The following is a 16,780-nucleotide window of genomic DNA, read 5'->3' on the forward strand; positions in this document are numbered from 1 at the left end:
GAAGACCCGAGGAACCCCGTGACCGACCCCAATAACCCGCGCCCCGAAGCGCTGGCGCATGAGGTGCTGCAAGACCCGGCGATGGACCAGGCCCTCGATTGGCTGATCGCCCTGCAGTGCCCGCAGCCCGGCCAGCAGGCTGAGTTCCAAGCCTGGCTGGCCCGCGATCCGGCCCATGCTCACGCCTTCGATAAAGCCCAAGCCGCCTGGGGCGGCGCGCCGGTACACAGCGCCGCCGTGGCCCTGGCCGCGCCGCGCAAACCCAGCGCCTGGCGCCGTATCCAACCGCACTGGAAACCCCTGGCTACCGCCGCCGTGCTGGTGATCGGGCTGTTCAGCTTCAGCAGTCTGCCGATGCGCCTGCAAGCCGACCACCTCACCGTGGTCGGTGAACGTCAGCGCCTGCAACTGGACGAAGGCGCCAACGTGTTGCTCAACACCAACTCGGCGTTTTCCAGCCGCGTTCAGAACCACCAGCGCATCGCCCGCCTCTATCAGGGCGAAGCGTTTTTCGACGTGGCGGCCACCCATGGCCTGCCCCTGGAAATCGATGCCGGCCCGGTGCGCGCCAGCGTAAGTGACACCGCGTTCGCCGTGCGCTACCTCGATGGCGAGGCACAAGTGCAGGTGCAACGCGGCGATGTGGACCTGAGCAACACCTTCGACGACGCCCGGGTGCGCCTGAGCGCAGGGGAAAGTATCCGCATCGGCCCCAAGGGCTTCGGCCAGCCGGCCAAGCTGGATGCCAACAAAGACCTGGCCTGGGTGCGGGGCCGGCTGATTTTCGAAAACTGCCCTTTGAGCGAGGTGCTTGCCGAACTACGTCGCTACTACCCCGGCTGGATCGTCAACACCAACGAGCAACTCGCCAGTGTCGCCGTCACCGGTAATTACCGCCTCGACCAACCTCTGGATGTTGTGCGCTCACTGGCCCACATCACTTCGGCCACGCTCTCGGAATACCCCGCGCTGGTGATCTTGAACTAAATGAGAATTATTTTTACTCGATAGCCAGCGGTGGTACGTCTCGTCTTAGCCAATGCAACTAATTCCTATTTGGAAAGGTTCGCAACTATAAGATTCGTACCCCGGAGCGCTCTCGATGTCCTCTCGTTTCAACCGCCGGTCTTCTTCGCCCGTTCTGTCCTTGCTCACCGCCGCCATCCTGTTGGCCGGCATACCCGCCGTCAGCGCCACGGCCGCCGAACCGGCGCCGCGCAGCCACGGCAATTATCAATTCAGCATCGAACAACAGCCGCTGGTCTCGGCCCTCAATGCCTTTACCGCGGTGACTGGCTGGCAAGTGGGCCTGCCGGCGGAACTCGGCCAGGGCGTGTCCTCTCCGGGCGTGCGCGGCCCATTGCCGCCGGAAAAAGCCCTGGATCGGCTGTTGGTGGGGACCAACCTGAGCTATCGCAAACTGGGCAATAACAACATTGTTCTAGAGAGACGCGCCGCCGGCAGCACCCTCAACCTGCAACAGGTGACCATCAGCGCCACCCGCAACGCCCAGGACGTCGACAGCGTACCGAGCACCGTCAGCGTGCACGAGCGCGAGGAACTCGACCGCCAGAACGTCAACACCATTCGCGACCTGGCCCGCTATGAACCTGGGGTTTCGGTGGGCGGCGCCGGCACCCGTTCGGGCAATGCCGGTTTCAACATCCGCGGCATCGACGGCGACCGCATTCTCACCCAGGTGGACGGCGTGGAAGTGCCGGACAACTTCTTCAACGGCCCCTACGCCAAGACGCGCCGCAACTACGTCGATCCGGAAATCGTCAAGCGCGTGGAGATTCTGCGCGGCCCGGCCTCGGCCCTGTACGGCAGCAGCGCCATCGGCGGTGCCGTGAGTTACTTCACCCTCGACCCGGACGACATCATCAAGCCCGGCCAGGATGTCGGTGCGCGCCTGAAGACCGGCTACAGCTCCGCCGACGAGAGCTGGCTAACCTCCGGCACCTTCGCCGGCCGCGTGGGCGACGTCGACGGTTTGCTGCACCTGAGCCAGCGCAACGGCCATGAAACCGAATCCTACAACGGCAACAACGCCACCGGCCTGGCCCGCACCGGCGCCAACCCGGAAGACGCACGCACCACCAACGTACTGGCCAAGCTCGGGTGGAACTACGGCGAGGATAACCGCCTGGGCCTGACCTACGAAAAGTACAAGGATGACCGCGACGTCAACTTGAAGAACGCCGTGGGTGGTCCGTTCATCGGTGGCCGAGGGTTCAACCTGTACCGTGATCGTCGAGGCAACGACACCATCACCCGCGAGCGTTTCGGCCTGGAAAACAGCTTCGCGCTTGAGTCGCCGATTGCCGATCGCATCAAGACCAGCCTCAATTACCAGATCGCCAAGACCGACCAGACCACTGCCGAGATCTATCAGTCAGGCCGTCGCGTCCTGCGCACGCGCGACACGCTCTACCAGGAAAAACAGTGGGTTTTCGATGCGCAGTTAGACAAAGCATTCAGCCTGGGTGCCACCGATCACCAAGTGACCTACGGCACCACCCTCAAGCAGCAGAAGGTCACCGGCTCGCGGGAGGGCAGCGCGACGTGCCTGGCCGTTGGCAGCGGTTGCACCGCCATCGGCGCGCCCAGCCCAATGGCCAGTGACAGCGTGAAGAAGTCCAGCGACTTTCCCGACCCGACCATCAACACCTACTCGCTGTTCGCCCAGGATCAGATCGCCTGGGACAAATGGACCTTCCTGCCGGCCGTGCGCTACGACTACACCCGGCTCAAGCCCAAGCTGACCCAGGAGTTCCTCAACACCGTCAACCCGACCGGCGCGGACCCGGTGAGTGACAAGGAAAAAACCTGGCACCGTATAACGCCCAAGTTTGGCCTGACGTACGCCCTGACCGATCAATACACCTGGTTCGGCCAATACGCCGAAGGTTTCCGTACACCGTCCGCCAAGGCCCTGTACGGGCGCTTTGAAAACCTCAATCTGGGCTACACGGTCGAACCGAACCCCGACCTCAAGCCAGAAACCAGCAAAGGCGTCGAAACCGGGATTCGCGGCAAGTTCGACGAGGGCTCTTTTGAAATCGCGTTGTTTTATAACAAGTACCGCAACTTTATCGACGAAGACAATGCGGTCGTCGGGGGCACGGTTGAACAGTTCCAGGCGGTCAATATCAAGCGCGCCACCATCAAGGGCGCGGAAGCCAAAGGCCGCCTGAACCTGGATGCTTTCGGCGCCCCGCAAGGCCTCTATACCCAGGGTGCGGTTTCCTATGCCTACGGCCGCAACGACGATAACGGCGAGCCGCTGAACAGCGTCAACCCGCTTAAGGGCGTATTGGGCCTGGGCTATGACCAGGACAACTACGGTGGCCTGTTGAGCTGGACCCTGGTGAAAAAACAGAACCGCGTTGACAGCAGTACCTTCCACGCGCCGGACGGCGATACCAGCGGCCCGTTCAAAACCCCAGGATTCGGCGTGGTCGACCTGACGGCCTTCTACAAAGTGACTGACGACGTGACCATCAACGGCGGCGTCTACAACCTCACCGACAAGAAATACTGGAACTGGGATGACGTGCGCAGCTACGACAGCGTCGGCGAAGCGGCTGTGACCGGTCCGGCCAACCTCGACCGCCTGACCCAGCCCGGGCGCAACTTTGCCGTCAATGTGATCTGGGATATCTGACCGCATCGACCTCACTTCGCCGAAATGTCAGCGGCGAGGTGAGGATTTTTTACTGTGCTGCGTCTTCTTGTTCGTCTAGTTGATAACCACTCTCTTTAAGAACAACCCGGCGCCCCCCTATCAAGGACTTTTTCATGACCGCTTCCCCTACCGCAGAACGCCCAAGCCTGCGCTCCCAGCGCCTGAACCAGATCACCCACGCCCCGCACGCCAAGCTCGACGCGCTAGTCAAGGCCCACGCCCCATTCGAGACCCAGGCCAACTTCGCGCGGTTCGTGGTGGCGCAATACCTGTTCCAATCGGAACTGGTGGCGCTGTACACCGATCCCGAGCTGATCAAGCTGGTACCGGACCTGGCCGAACGCTGCCGCGCCGAAGCCGCCAGGCTGGACCTGGCCGACCTGGAGACCGACGTGCCAGCCCCAGTCCCGGGCGCACTGAAAAACCCAAGCAAGGCCGAAGCCCTGGGCTGGTTGTTTGTGTCCGAAGGTTCCAAGCTGGGCGCTGCGTTCCTGATCAAGCGCGCCGTGGGCCTGGGCCTGAGCGACACCTTTGGTGCACGTCATTTGGGTGAGCCGGCCGGCGGACGCGCCGAAGGCTGGAAAAGCTTCACCCGCACCCTGGATGCACTGCAATTGAGCGCCGAAGAAGAAGCGGCAGCGGAAAAAGGCGCGATTGACGCGTTTGTACGCTTCACCGTTTTGCTGGAACAGGCGTACGCTAGCGCCCCAGAACTGGCCTGATCTCGCTTTTGAAATGCAATCGACTGTGGGAGGGGGCTTGCCCCCGATGACGGCGGGTCAGTTTCCTATTTGTTGGCTGATGCACGGCAATCGAGGCCAAGCCCCCTCCCACCTTTGTCTTTGTTTTTTCCCGAATCTGCATATCCCATGACCCGCCAGACCCAATCCACTTCGAAAATCGCCCAGCTCCTCTTCGGCCTGCTGGCTTATGTGAGCCTGGGCATCGGCTTGATTGCGATTGTGGTGCCGGGGTTGCCCACCACCGAATTCATCCTGCTGGCCGCCTGGGCCGCGACCAAAAGCTCGCCGCGCCTGAGCGCGTGGCTGGAGAACCACCGCCTGTTCGGACCCATCCTGTTCAACTGGCGCAACGGCAAGATCATCGCCCGGCGCGCCAAAATCAGCGCCACCGTGAGCATGTTGCTGTGCGCGATCCTGATGCTGGTGATGCTCGACCATGGCTGGCCGGTGTACCTGGCAATCGTCGGCATGAGCCTGGGCAACCTATGGATCTGGTCGCGCCCCGAGAGGCTGCCAGCCCCCGCGTAACAAAGGCTGTAGTTGTTTTCCTACCGCTTATCGCCTTCTGCTCATGAATCGATCCGTTGCGCCGATGTTGCAGACATAGCGCTGAATGGACTTGGCCGTGCCTTGCCCACCACTACGTCCATTCGTGAGTGAACCTATGTTCGACACCCTCTCTATCCGCTTGAAAATCGTGCTGCTGTCCGGGCTTTGCCTGTTAGGGGTGATTGCGCTGGTGGTCAGCATCAACATTTACAACACCAACCAGAATGATCAACTGGTCAGTGACTCAAGTTCACGCATGCTCACTGACGGCGTGGAACAGTTGCTGCAGGCCAAGGCGGCCGAACAGGCGGTGCAGTTGCAGGAAACATTCGGCGACAGCCTGCTGGCACTGACCGCACTGGCCGACCAGATCAAGGACCTGCGCATCATGGCCAACAAACGTGGCCTGGAAGCCGGTGCGCTGCGCGAAGACCTCAATCAGAGCATGAAAACCACGTTCGATCGCAACAGCAAAGTATTGGGTTTCTGGCTGTCGTTCGAACCCAACGCTCTGGACGGCAAGGACAGCGAATTCCTTGATGACAAGGCCCGCGCTTCCAATGAGAAAGGGCGCTTCTCCAGTTATTGGAGCCGTGCCGGCGGCGAAAGCTTGAACACCGTCATGGTTGAAGAGGACCTGAACAAGACCACTCTGACCCTCAACGGTACGCCCTACAACATCTGGTACACGTGCCCACGCGACACCCGCAATACCTGCCTGCTGGAACCCTATGAAGATACGGTAGGTGGCAAAAAGGTACTGATGACCACCATCGCATCGCCGTTGATTGTAGAGGGCAAGCTTATCGGCGTCGTCGGCGTGGACATTGCGCTGACCGCCTTGCAGGAAACCACCGACGTCGCACAAAAAGACCTGTTCAACGGGGCTGCGCACCTGGAGATTCTCTCCAGCAGCGGTCTGATTGCGGCCTACAGCGGCGAACCGGCCAGGGTCGGCAAGAATTTGATCGACACCCTGGGTGAAGAAGGCAAGGAGATCGTGCAGTTGCTGGCAAGTGACAGCCGCATGATCCGCGAACAGGGCGACACCATCCGCGCGGTGTACCCGGTCAAACCACTCGCCGATGCCAAGCCTTGGGGCGTGGTGATCAAACTGCCCAAAAGCGTGATGCTGGCCGATAACGTCAAGCTCCAAGCGGTACTCGACGAAGCCCAGGCCAGCGGCACAATCAAGGCGCTGCTGGTAGGGGCTGCTGCCGGCCTGCTGGGCCTGCTGCTGATCTGGCTCACCGCCACCGGCGTGACCCGTCCGATCAACAGCGTGGCGGCCATGCTCAAGAACATCGCCAGCGGTGAAGGCGACCTTACGCAGCGTCTGGCCTACGCCAAAAAGGACGAACTAGGCGAGTTGGTGAACTGGTTCAACCGCTTCCTCGACAAGCTGCAGCCCACCATTGCACAGATCAAGCAAAGCATCACCGAAGCCCGGGGCACGGCGGATCAATCGTCGGCCATTGCTCGCCAGACCAGTGAAGGCATGCAAGTGCAGTTCCGCGAAATCGACCAGGTGGCCACCGCCTCCAACGAGATGAGTGCCACGGCCCATGACGTCGCCAACAGCGCCTCCAACGCCGCCAATGCGGCGCGCGGCGCCGACCAGTCGGCCCGTGAAGGCATGCAGATTATCGAGAAGAGCACCCGCGACATCACCACCTTGGCCGACGAAGTCAGCAAAGCGGTGGGTGAAGTCGAAGCGCTGGCGGTCAACAGCGAGCAGATCGGCTCAGTGCTGGAGGTGATCCGCAGCATCGCCGAGCAGACCAACCTGCTGGCGCTCAACGCGGCGATCGAAGCAGCGCGCGCCGGGGAAAGCGGACGCGGATTCGCGGTGGTGGCCGACGAAGTGCGCAACCTGGCCAAGCGCACCCAGGATTCGGTGGAGGAAATCCGCCAGGTAATCGAACGCATCCAGAGCGGCACCCGTGGCGTGGTGGCGACCATGCATTCCAGCCAAAGCCAGGCCCAGAGCAATGCCGGACAGATTCATCAGGCCGTGCAGGCCCTGGGCAAGATCAGCGACGCAGTTACGGTGATCAGCGATATGAACCTGCAAATCGCCAGCGCCGCCGAGCAGCAGAGCGCGGTTGCCGAAGAGGTCAACCGCAATGTCTCGGCAATCCGCACCGTGACCGAAACCCTTACCGGCCAGGCCACCGAATCGGCGGCCATCAGCAGCCAGCTCAATGCGTTGGCCAGCCAGCAGATGAAGCTCATGGATCAGTTCAAGGTTTAACAAACACCACGGGACCAATGTGGAAGGGGGCAAGCCCCCGATTGCAGTGTGTCAGTCAACTCATCTGTAGCTGACACATCGCTGTCGGGGGCAAGCCCCCTCCCACCTTGTCAAAGACCGGGCCAAGCCTGCACAAACGCCGCCACATCTTCCTTCGGCGCCGTACGCGGCGGGTTCTGCGGTGTGCCCAAATAGAGGAAGCCAATCACTTCCTCATTCGCCGCCAGCCCCAAGCCCTTGGCGACGTGGGCCGAGTAGGACAATTCGCCAGTGCGCCACACCGCGCCTATTCCTTGGGCGTAAGCCGCCAGCAGAATGCCGTGGGCGGCGCAGGCGGCTGCCAGCAGTTGTTCGGATTTTGGCACCTTGAAATGCTCCTGCAGACGCGCGATCACCACCACCACCAGCGGCGCCCGCAACGGACCATTCTGGGCCTTGTCGATGGCGGCCTGCGGGGCTTGGGGGTCTTGCAGGCGCGCGGCTTCGGCCAGCAGCGTGCCCATTTGCTCACGCGCCGCGCCTTCAACGGTGAGGAAACGCCACGGACGCAGTTGACCGTGGTCCGGCGCGCGCATGGCGGCGGCGAAGAGCACCTCGCGCTGCGCCGGGGTCGGTGCCGGCTCCAGCAAACGCGGCACGGAAACACGGTTGAGCAAAGCGTCGAGAGCCTGCATTGGCCACCTCCAGAAAAAAATGTGCGGTCATTCTAGCGGGAATGAACCGTGAGTCCATCAAACGATAATTGCTCTTATTCAATCCGCCCCGCCCTGTTAGACTTTGCGCCCACCTTTTTCGCATTCGTTCAGGAAACTCGATGTTCCGTTCGCTTTTTCGTCTGTCTGTCGCATGTATGGCCCTGGGCCTGACTGCGTGCGACAACGCCCCGCGCTTTACCCAGGCCGAGCCCGGTGAAGCGCGCGCCGGCGGTGCGACGACGGTAAACAAAGGCGACCAGAACGCGTTTTCCCTGCCCTCGGCCAACCTGTCACCCACGCGCCGCCTGGACTTCAGCGTCGGCAACAGTTTTTTCCGCAGCCCCTGGGTGATTGCACCGTCCACCACCACCGCCCGTGATGGCCTGGGCCCGCTGTTCAACACCAATGCCTGCCAGAACTGCCATATCAAGGACGGTCGCGGGCACCCGCCGCTGGCCGATGCGCCCAACGCAGTGTCCATGCTGGTGCGCCTGTCGATACCGGATGCACCGCCCTACGCCAAGCTGATCGAACAACTCGGCGTGGTGCCGGAGCCGGTGTACGGCGGGCAATTGCAGGACATGGCCGTACCGGGCGTGGCGCCGGAAGGCAAGGTGCGGGTCGACTACACCCCGGTCAACGTGACATTCAAAGACGGCACCGTGGTCGAGCTGCGCAAGCCGAACCTGCAAATCACCCAACTGGGCTACGGCCCGATGCACCCCGACACGCGTTTCTCCGCCCGCATTGCGCCACCGATGATTGGCCTGGGCCTGCTCGAAGCCATCAGCGACGCGGATATCCTGCGCAACACCGATCCAAAAACCGCCGACAAAGACGCCATTGTCGGTCGGCCGAATTGGGTCTGGGACGACGCCCAGCAGAAAACCGTGCTGGGCCGGTTTGGCTGGAAAGCCGGGCAACCCACGCTCAATCAACAAAATGTTCACGCGTTCTCTGGTGATATGGGCCTCACCACCACCCTGAGACCCTTCGATGACTGCACCGACGCCCAAGTCGCCTGCAAACAGGCGCCCAACGGGAATGGCCCCGACGGCGAGCCGGAAGTCAGCGATAACATTCTGCGCCTGGTGCTGTTCTACACTCGCAACCTGGCCGTGCCGGTGCGCCGCAATGTCGACTCACCACAGGTGCTGGCCGGGAAAAACCTGTTCTATCAGGCCGGTTGCCAGGGTTGTCACAAGCCGACGTTCACCACCGCCGCCGACGCCGCCGAGCCTGAATTGGCCAATCAAGCCATCCGTCCATACAGCGATTTGTTGTTGCACGACATGGGCGAAGGCCTTGCCGACAACCGCAGCGAATTCAAGGCCGGTGGCCGTGACTGGCGCACGCCGCCGTTGTGGGGCATCGGTTTGACACAAACCGTGAGTGGTCATACCCAGTTTCTGCATGACGGCCGCGCCCGCAACCTGCTCGAAGCCGTGCTCTGGCATGGCGGCGAGGCCCAGGCGGCGCAGCAGCATGTGCTGTCTTTCAATGCCGAGCAGCGCGCTGCGTTGCTGGCGTTTCTGAACTCTTTATAAGCTTCGCCCCAATTACAGAAGGGAGCTCGACATGTTCCGTCCCAAGTTGTTGTTCACCAGCCTGGCCGCCCTCGCCCTTGGCGCCTGTTCGCCCCAGGACCCGCAAGCCGTGACCTCGGCGGCCATCGCCAAGCAAGTGATCCTGCCTACCTACAGCCGCTGGGTCGACGCCGACCGCCAATTGGCGGTCAGCGCGCTGGCCTACTGCCAAGGCAAGGAAAGCCTGGACACCGCCCGCGCCGATTTCCTGCACGCACAAAAGGCCTGGGCCGAGCTGCAACCGCTGCTGATCGGCCCGTTGGCCGAAGGCAACCGCGCGTGGCAAGTGCAGTTCTGGCCGGACAAAAAGAACTTGGTGGGTCGCCAGGTCGAGCAACTGGTGGAAGCCCAGCCGCAGATCGACGGCGCCGCCCTGGCCAAGGCCAGCGTGGTTGTGCAAGGCCTGTCGGCCTACGAATACATCCTCTACGACGCCAAGACCGACCTCGCCGACAGCGCCCAGAAAGCCCGCTATTGCCCGCTGCTGGTGGCCATCGGTGAGCGCCAGAAAGCCCTGGCCGAAGAGATCCTGGCCAGTTGGAACAGCACCGACGGCATGCTCGCGCAGATGAGCAAATTTCCGAACCAGCGTTATGCCGATTCCCACGAAGCAATCGCCGATCTGCTGCGTGTGCAAGTGACCGCGCTGGACACCCTGAAGAAAAAACTCGGCACGCCCATGGGTCGCCAGACCAAAGGCATCCCGCAACCGTTCCAGGCCGATGCCTGGCGTAGCCAGTCGTCGCTGCAAAGCCTGGAGGCCAGCCTCGCCGCCGCCCAGACCGTGTGGGTCGGCGTCGACAATAAAGGCTTGCGTGGCTTGCTGCCGTCGGATCAGAAAGCCTTGGCCGACAAGATCGACGCCGCCTATGCCGCGTCCCTGAAACTGTTCGCCAGCAACCAGCGCAGCCTCAACGAACTGTTGAACGACGACGCCGGGCGTCAGCAACTCAACGACCTCTACGACAGCCTCAACGTGGTGCATCGCCTGCATGAAGGTGAGCTGGCCAAGGCGCTGGGGATCCAACTGGGCTTTAACGCCAACGACGGTGACTGATGATGCTCAGGCGACAGGCTTTGGCGATTGGCAGCGTGCTGCTCAGCGCGCTCACTCTGGGCGGCTGGACGCTGTTCAAGCACAAGGACAACGGACCGTTGCTGCTGTCGGCGCGGGATGATGCGCACGGCAAGCACTACGCCGTGGGTTATCGACTGGACGGCACGCGGGTGTTCGCCACCCAGGTCGGCCAGCGCTGCCACGACATCATCAACCACCCGACGCTGCCGATTGCGCTGTTTGTGGCCCGTCGTCCGGGCACCGAGAGCTACCTGATCGACCTGCGCGATGGCGCGCTGCTGCAAACCATCGCCTCAAACGCCAATCGCCACTTCTATGGCCACGCGGTCATCCACAAGAGTGGCGAGTGGCTGTACGCCACCGAAAACGATACCTCCGACCCCGGCCGCGGCCTGCTCGGTGTGTACAAGTTCGAGGGTGAGCGCCTGGTGCATAGCGGCGAGCTGTCCACCCATGGCATCGGCCCGCACCAAGTGTCGTGGATGCCCGACGGCGAAACCCTGGTGGTGGCCAATGGCGGCATCCGCACCGAAGCGGAAAGCCGCGTGGAGATGAACCTCAACGCCATGGAGCCGAGCCTGGTGCTGATGCGTCGCGACGGCACGCTGATCAGTAAGGAAACCCTGAGCCAGCAAATGAACAGCGTACGTCACATGGGTATTGCCAGCGATGGCACGATCCTTACCGGCCAACAGTTTATGGGCCCTTCCCAGGAGCGCTCCGAACTGCTGGCCATCAAGCGTCCCGGCCAACCGTTCGTGGCATTTCCGGTGGCCGATGCGCAGTTGCAAGCCATGGGGCATTACACCGCCAGCGTGGCCGTGCACAGCGAACTGCGCTTGGTCGCCTTGACGGCCCCGCGCGGCAATCGCTTCTTTATCTGGGACATGGACAGCGGTGAGCTGCGCCTGGACGGCCCACTGCCCGACTGCGCGGGCGTGGGAGCGGTGGCGGATGGGTTTGTGGTCACCTCGGGCCAGGGCCGTTGCCGCTTCTACGATTGCCGGCAGAAACAGTTGGTCGCTAAACCGTTGGAATTGCCGGCCGGGCTTTGGGATAACCATCTGCACCTGGTCTGAATATCCCGACAGATTCAAGCGCCCTTTGGAACCGTAACGCGCGAATGGTCACTCAGCAGATTCATATCAGTACGACATCTCGAGGTGACCATGACGATCAGCAGTCCCCTATCCCGCCATTTCTCCCAGGTGCTGACGCCAGCATCGGTTAACCGGACCTATGCAAGATCCACTATTGAGAAACAATCTTCCTGGGGAATGGAAAACCCAGGCACTAGTGCTAGAGCGTTCGCAAGTACATTCACCAGCGCGGTTATCGAAAGCAATCACCGCGCGCTCAGAGACCCGCATTCACCACTGAAAAACCCGGACACGCAGGGGACGATGGCAAATAAGGCCAACACGGCTTCACTCAGTGAGAAAAATACTGACTTTGCCCCCACCGCTGCTACGGGACGGCCGCAAGGCGACCATCGCACGGCAGAACAGATCATCAGCGAAAATCCCATTTTGAATAACCTGCCCTCGTCTGTCTCGAAGGAGGCGATGTTCAAGCATCTGGGTGACTGGACCAGCAGTAATCCGGATCCAGAGAAACGAGCAGATGCAGCCTTCAATGCCGCACGCCTGTTCAATTACATTGATGGGCTCGAAGCGAAGCAATCCGCTCGAGGCGACAGCAAGCAAGGTGACGGCAAGATCAAGGGTGAGTACTGGTCCCCGCTCCCGCCGCCCTTCGATGAGGTCTCGATCGAAGAAAATTCCGAGGCCGCTCTGGTTAAAAAATTCAGCGAAGAGGGTTACGCCCCCTTGGGCAATCAAGGCGCACCGCTTGCCTCAGAGAATGAAAAAGCCGTTGAGACAATCCCGACTTCGGCTTCCGGGCGGCCTGAAGGCGATGGACGCACGGCGGATCAAATTCTCAGCGCGAATCCGATCGTTGCCCGGTTGGAATCATCCTTGGCAAAGCAACCCGGTGGCGCTAAAACGTTGGAGAACCTCAAAGCGCTGACAGGCGATTGGAGCGAGAACAATACGAATGCCGACTCGCGTGCCGACGCCGCGTACAACATCGCGAAAGTAGCCAACTATCTTGACGCAAACCCCACCTACAATCGGCTTGATGAGGCGTTTGATAACATCGGCCCTGGCCACCTGACTGGCTTCACCCGCAACGGCGCGAACCCAGGCACTGAAGCAAGCGCCCTGATCGACTTCAGCAATAGAGGCTACACGGCCTTGGCGGGATGATTAAAATTGCGGCACATTGAAAAAATGCCTCGCAGTGCGAGGCATTTTAGGTGGGTTTGAATCGTTTCAACTTTGCGGCCTCATCCCTTGAGACATTCCGAACATGAACAGCAACAGTTCATGATCGGGCTTGGCCGCGGTGCTCGCCTTGGCGACACGCGGCAACAGGCATTGCGCGCCGCCCTGCGACGCGCTGAGTACCTGGGTGCGAGGCTGCTCCCAGGCGGCCAGCGCCAAGGCTGCTACGCCTAACGCTCCCACCAAAAAAAAACCTCGTGCTATTTCTAGCTTCATCTGGTTAAACCCTTGATAGCGCTGCCAAACGCCGTCTCGTAAAAGTAGCTGAGTTTTTCCCAGTCAGCGCTGCTCCACGACGAATGGCGCCGCAGTTGCAGCATGTCGTGGGAAGCCGCCCGATAAGCGGTAAGGCGCTGGCGACATTTTTCAAAATCCAGCAACGCCACTTCGACGGTGGCCGAGTCACCCTCGCCCGTCACGCGCGCAAAAATATGCTTGATGTACAGACAGCCGTGCTGCCAGCGCCCCTTGTGCATACGTGCCAGGGTGGTCGCCACTTCCTTGAGCAGACGCTCATGCACCTGTTCACCGTACTGCTCACGGCCACCGGCGGCATACCATTTTTCGATCTCGTCGAAACCGTCCAGCGAAGCCGTCACCAACAAGGCTTTCCATTGGTGGTCGGGATCGCGACGTGCCTCGCAAAACACCATTTCCGGGACTCGCACGTCCAACAGACGCAGACCGTTGAGCGCGTCACGTTCGCGCAGCACCGTGGGGCGCCCGAAGGGATGCAACCAACTGCGGTAAATATGCCCGGTCTGCCGCTTGCAGTAGAGCAAACGCCCGCTGGCACTTATAACCCGCTGTACACCGCTTTCACCGCCGCGCCGACGGTTGGGCTCTTCCACCCATTCGCCCTGCTGACGCCAGAAATAGTCAAATCGTTCTTCTGGAGCTACGTGACTGCCTGCTACGCACTCAACTGCCATCCTGTTACCTCTTGCGTAATACATATACTCGCCACATGGCGTAGAGCGGTATGAAGTCCAGAGCGTCCTGAACACGAAAACCCGCCTGCTCGAATTCTGCTTCTACAGTAGCAGCCGGTAACACAAACCTGTTTTGGTAACCGTCCTGCCCACCTTTGCTACGGCGTCGCTCTTCGCTGCGCTTGCGCTTCCACGCTTTGAAATTGCCGTCGACCCATAGCGAAATAATCACACTGTCACGGGTAACTCGCTGAAACTCGCGCAATATCGCCAGACGATGGGCCGGATCACCAATATGGTGCAGCAAGCGCATACAGAAAATGCTGTCGACCGCGTTATCTGGCAAATCAATATCAAAGGCAGAGGTGTGCAAAGGACGTACCCGTTTCACCACCTCTGCCGGCTGCGCCTGGGTGGCCACCTTCAGCATCGACGCGGAATTATCGGCACCGATAATCACGCGGTTGGGCTTTTCCGCCAGCAGCGGCCAGAAACGACCGGCACCACACGGCAGGTCCAACACCAGCCCAGGCTCACCGGCCATGGCCAGCGCGCCACGGGCCAATTGCTCGTCGCGTTTGTGGGACAACCGGCGAGCCAGATTGTCCTGATGCTTGAGCAAATATTTCTCTGCGTGCTGATCGTCGTACTTTTCGGAAAATTCGAGCTTGATCGGGGTAGGCATCAACAGGTCTCCAATGACTGATGCCTACAAACTATTCAGCGCCGCGTGATCAATAGGTCAACTCGTTGTGAAAAACTTGTCCTGTCCAATCTCATACATTTCAAGACTTTACAAAGACAAATAGTATCAACGGGCCATATTCGCCGAATTACGGCGACCATTGGCAGGATAGCGGCAGGGGGTGGAGTCAGGGTTTGACCTGACTCAACTCGACATGAAAGCGGCAACCATTGGGCTCCATGGTGCTGAGGCTGACGCTCCAGCCCTGGTTCTCGCAGATGCGCTGTACCAGCGACAGGCCCAGCCCCAGGCCCTCGCCACGTTTCTCACTACCGCGTACGAACGGCTCGAACATGGCTTCGCGTTTTTCTTCGGGAATGCCGACGCCGCTGTCTTCCACGACAAAACCGGTCGGTTCCAGAGTCAGGCGGATAAAGCCCTGCTCGGTGTAGTGCAACGCATTGCGCAGCAGGTTGCCCATTACCGCGTGCAGGAAGGTGGTGTTATAGCGCGCGTCCAGAGGGTTGCCCGGTTGATAGATCAGTTGCAGGCCCTTCTGCTCGATAGGCTCACGCCAGATTCCCAACAGGTCCTCCGCCACTTGAGTGAGGCTGACCTGAGGCGACATCACCGCATCGTTGTGCTGGGCCCGCGCCAGCATCAGGAAGGTTTGCACCAGCTCGCGCATTTCTTCGCAAGCCCTGGCAATGCGTAGCACCTGGTTACGCCCGCGCTGGTCGATGGCCGGGTTTTCCAGCAGCAGTTCGCAAGAACTGGCCAGCACCATCAACGGCGTGCGCAATTCGTGACTCACATCGCTGGTAAACAATTGCTCGCGGGACAATGCCTGGCGCAGACGGCCCAATGTGGCGTCGAATGCCACCGCCAATTCGCCCACTTCATCGGCCGCGTAGTCCGGCGCCAAAGGCGGCGCCAGGCCCAGCAACTGGTCACGATGGCGCACCTGGCGGGCCAGACGGACCACCGGGGCCATCACTTTGCGCGCCAGCACCCAACCGAGGAACACAGCCAGGGCAAGGCTGAGCACGAAGCCCACCAGCACCACGGCGAACAGCACGCGCTCACGCTCTTCGAAGTCACTCTGATCCTGCAGCAGCACGTAGCGCCGCCCGTCTATGACCTCGACCATGGCGTGGTATGACAGCGACTCACGGAATACCTCGTGAAAGCCAGGCTCGAGGTGACGCAGATCCTTGGGTAATTCGAAATCGCCACGGCCGCCGCTGAAATAGAACAGCTGATCCGGCTCGGGTCGATGGCTCCAGTCTTCGACGCTGTCCATCAGCAGCAAGCGTTGCAAATCGCCACCGAGGCCCGCCGAAATCAGCTTTTCCTCCACCAGGTGCACCGTTGCCACAATGCCCATGGCGAAAGCCCCCGCCACCAGCGCGCTCATCAAGGCAAAGGCAATGATGATCCGCTGGGCAAGGCTCTGCTTAAATTCCATCTCGGCCCTCGGCCAGGCGATACCCCACACCGTGCACCGTGTGCAGCAGCGGTTTGGCAAAAGGTTTGTCGATCACTTGGCGCAACTGGTGGACATGGCTGCGCAGGCTGTCGCTGTCCGGGCAGTCATCGCCCCACAATGCCTCTTCGAGAATTTCCCGCCGCAGCACATGGGGGCTTTTTTGCATCAGCACCGCCAGCAGCTTCAGGCCGACCGGGTTGAGTTTGAGCAGGCGCCCTTCACGGGTCACTTCCAAGGTGTCGAGGTCGTAGCTCAGGTCACCCACTTGCAACTCCCGGCGGCCGCCGCCCTGGGCACGGCGAAGCACCGCTTCGATGCGCGCGGCGAGTTCCGACAGGGCAAAGGGTTTGAGCAGGTAATCATCGGCGCCGGACTTGAAGCCTTGTAGCCGATCGTCCAATTGGTCGCGCGCGGTGAGCATGATCACCGGCGTATCGCGCCGCGCATCTTCGCGCAGGCGCTTGCACAAGGTGTAGCCATCGATGCCAGGCAGCATGATGTCGAGCACGATCAGATCGTAATGTTCGGTGGCGGCCAGATGCAGGCCCGACAGACCGTCTTGCGCACAGTCGACGGTGTAGCCCTTCAGCCCCAGGTAATCGGCCAGGTTGGCCAGAATATCGCGGTTGTCTTCAACCAATAGAATTCGCATGGGCAGTGTCTCCGTACGCGGTAACGGCCGTGTTGGCTCGCGCAGCTTAAGGCCAAGTGGGGCTCAGGGATAGACCTGAAA

At 61.0% G+C, this 16,780-nt stretch carries 15 protein-coding genes; 9 read left to right on the forward strand and 6 right to left on the reverse strand.

Annotation, left to right across the window (positions count from 1 at the left end; all coding sequences use genetic code 11):
- Positions 1 to 18 precede the first annotated feature (18 nt).
- The 5 genes from HRH33_RS21725 to HRH33_RS21745 all read left to right on the forward strand — a co-directional run bounded on the left by HRH33_RS21725 (position 19) and on the right by HRH33_RS21745 (position 7,234).
- A complete protein-coding gene (locus HRH33_RS21725) occupies positions 19 to 987 on the forward strand; it encodes a FecR family protein (protein WP_167416656.1) in 969 nt (322 codons plus the stop codon).
- A gap of 115 nt (positions 988 to 1,102) precedes the next feature.
- The gene (locus HRH33_RS21730; protein WP_167416655.1) at positions 1,103 to 3,667 is read left to right on the forward strand and encodes a TonB-dependent receptor; all 2,565 of its coding nucleotides are present in this window, start codon (positions 1,103 to 1,105) and stop codon (positions 3,665 to 3,667) included.
- Positions 3,668 to 3,801: 134 nt separating this feature from the next.
- A complete protein-coding gene (locus HRH33_RS21735) occupies positions 3,802 to 4,410 on the forward strand; it encodes a biliverdin-producing heme oxygenase (RefSeq protein WP_034100272.1) in 609 nt (202 codons plus the stop codon).
- Between the two features lie 147 nt (positions 4,411 to 4,557).
- Positions 4,558 to 4,959: a YbaN family protein gene (locus HRH33_RS21740; RefSeq protein ID WP_034100274.1), complete on the forward strand. Its 402-nt coding sequence runs from the start codon at positions 4,558 to 4,560 to the stop codon at positions 4,957 to 4,959.
- A gap of 136 nt (positions 4,960 to 5,095) precedes the next feature.
- Entirely contained in the window at positions 5,096 to 7,234 is a 2,139-nt protein-coding gene (locus HRH33_RS21745; protein ID WP_167416654.1) for a methyl-accepting chemotaxis protein, read from the forward strand.
- A gap of 110 nt (positions 7,235 to 7,344) precedes the next feature.
- Here the strand turns inward: HRH33_RS21745 and HRH33_RS21750 are convergent, their stop codons facing one another.
- Entirely contained in the window at positions 7,345 to 7,908 is a 564-nt protein-coding gene (locus HRH33_RS21750; RefSeq protein WP_034115003.1) for a nitroreductase family protein, read from the reverse strand.
- 140 nt (positions 7,909 to 8,048) lie between these two features.
- Between HRH33_RS21750 and HRH33_RS21755 the strand changes: the two genes are divergently transcribed.
- The 4 genes from HRH33_RS21755 to HRH33_RS21770 all read left to right on the forward strand — a co-directional run bounded on the left by HRH33_RS21755 (position 8,049) and on the right by HRH33_RS21770 (position 12,863).
- Entirely contained in the window at positions 8,049 to 9,476 is a 1,428-nt protein-coding gene (locus tag HRH33_RS21755) for a di-heme oxidoreductase family protein (RefSeq protein WP_167416653.1), read from the forward strand.
- Between the two features lie 31 nt (positions 9,477 to 9,507).
- A complete protein-coding gene (locus tag HRH33_RS21760; RefSeq protein ID WP_094065464.1) occupies positions 9,508 to 10,572 on the forward strand; it encodes an imelysin family protein in 1,065 nt (354 codons plus the stop codon).
- Positions 10,573 to 10,574: 2 nt separating this feature from the next.
- A complete protein-coding gene (locus HRH33_RS21765; RefSeq protein ID WP_167416710.1) occupies positions 10,575 to 11,672 on the forward strand; it encodes a DUF1513 domain-containing protein in 1,098 nt (365 codons plus the stop codon).
- A 90-nt stretch (positions 11,673 to 11,762) separates the two neighbouring features.
- Positions 11,763 to 12,863, forward strand: a complete 1,101-nt coding sequence (locus tag HRH33_RS21770) for a hypothetical protein (protein ID WP_167416652.1) — start codon at positions 11,763 to 11,765, stop codon at positions 12,861 to 12,863.
- Between the two features lie 66 nt (positions 12,864 to 12,929).
- Here HRH33_RS21770 and HRH33_RS21775 read toward each other — a convergent pair whose 3' ends face one another.
- From HRH33_RS21775 to colR, 5 genes are all read right to left on the reverse strand, one after another.
- Positions 12,930 to 13,157: a hypothetical protein gene (locus HRH33_RS21775; RefSeq protein ID WP_034100283.1), complete on the reverse strand. Its 228-nt coding sequence runs from the start codon at positions 13,155 to 13,157 to the stop codon at positions 12,930 to 12,932.
- Complete coding sequence (locus tag HRH33_RS21780; protein WP_094065467.1) at positions 13,154 to 13,873, reverse strand: lipopolysaccharide kinase InaA family protein; 720 nt, start codon at positions 13,871 to 13,873, stop codon at positions 13,154 to 13,156. Before HRH33_RS21780 ends, HRH33_RS21775 begins: the two co-directional genes overlap by 4 nt.
- Before the next feature lie 4 nt (positions 13,874 to 13,877).
- A complete protein-coding gene (locus tag HRH33_RS21785) occupies positions 13,878 to 14,558 on the reverse strand; it encodes a class I SAM-dependent methyltransferase (RefSeq protein ID WP_034139169.1) in 681 nt (226 codons plus the stop codon).
- A gap of 187 nt (positions 14,559 to 14,745) precedes the next feature.
- Positions 14,746 to 16,026, reverse strand: coding sequence for a sensor histidine kinase (locus tag HRH33_RS21790; protein ID WP_167416651.1), 1,281 nt, complete (start codon positions 16,024 to 16,026; stop codon positions 14,746 to 14,748).
- Positions 16,016 to 16,699, reverse strand: coding sequence for a two-component system response regulator ColR (gene colR, locus HRH33_RS21795; protein ID WP_034139171.1), 684 nt, complete (start codon positions 16,697 to 16,699; stop codon positions 16,016 to 16,018). The genes HRH33_RS21790 and colR overlap by 11 nt, the downstream gene beginning before the upstream one ends.
- Between the last annotated feature and the right edge of the window lie 81 nt (positions 16,700 to 16,780).

Origin of the sequence: Pseudomonas rhodesiae, assembly GCF_013285305.1 — a bacterium.
Taxonomy (GTDB): Bacteria; Pseudomonadota; Gammaproteobacteria; order Pseudomonadales; family Pseudomonadaceae; genus Aquipseudomonas; species Aquipseudomonas rhodesiae.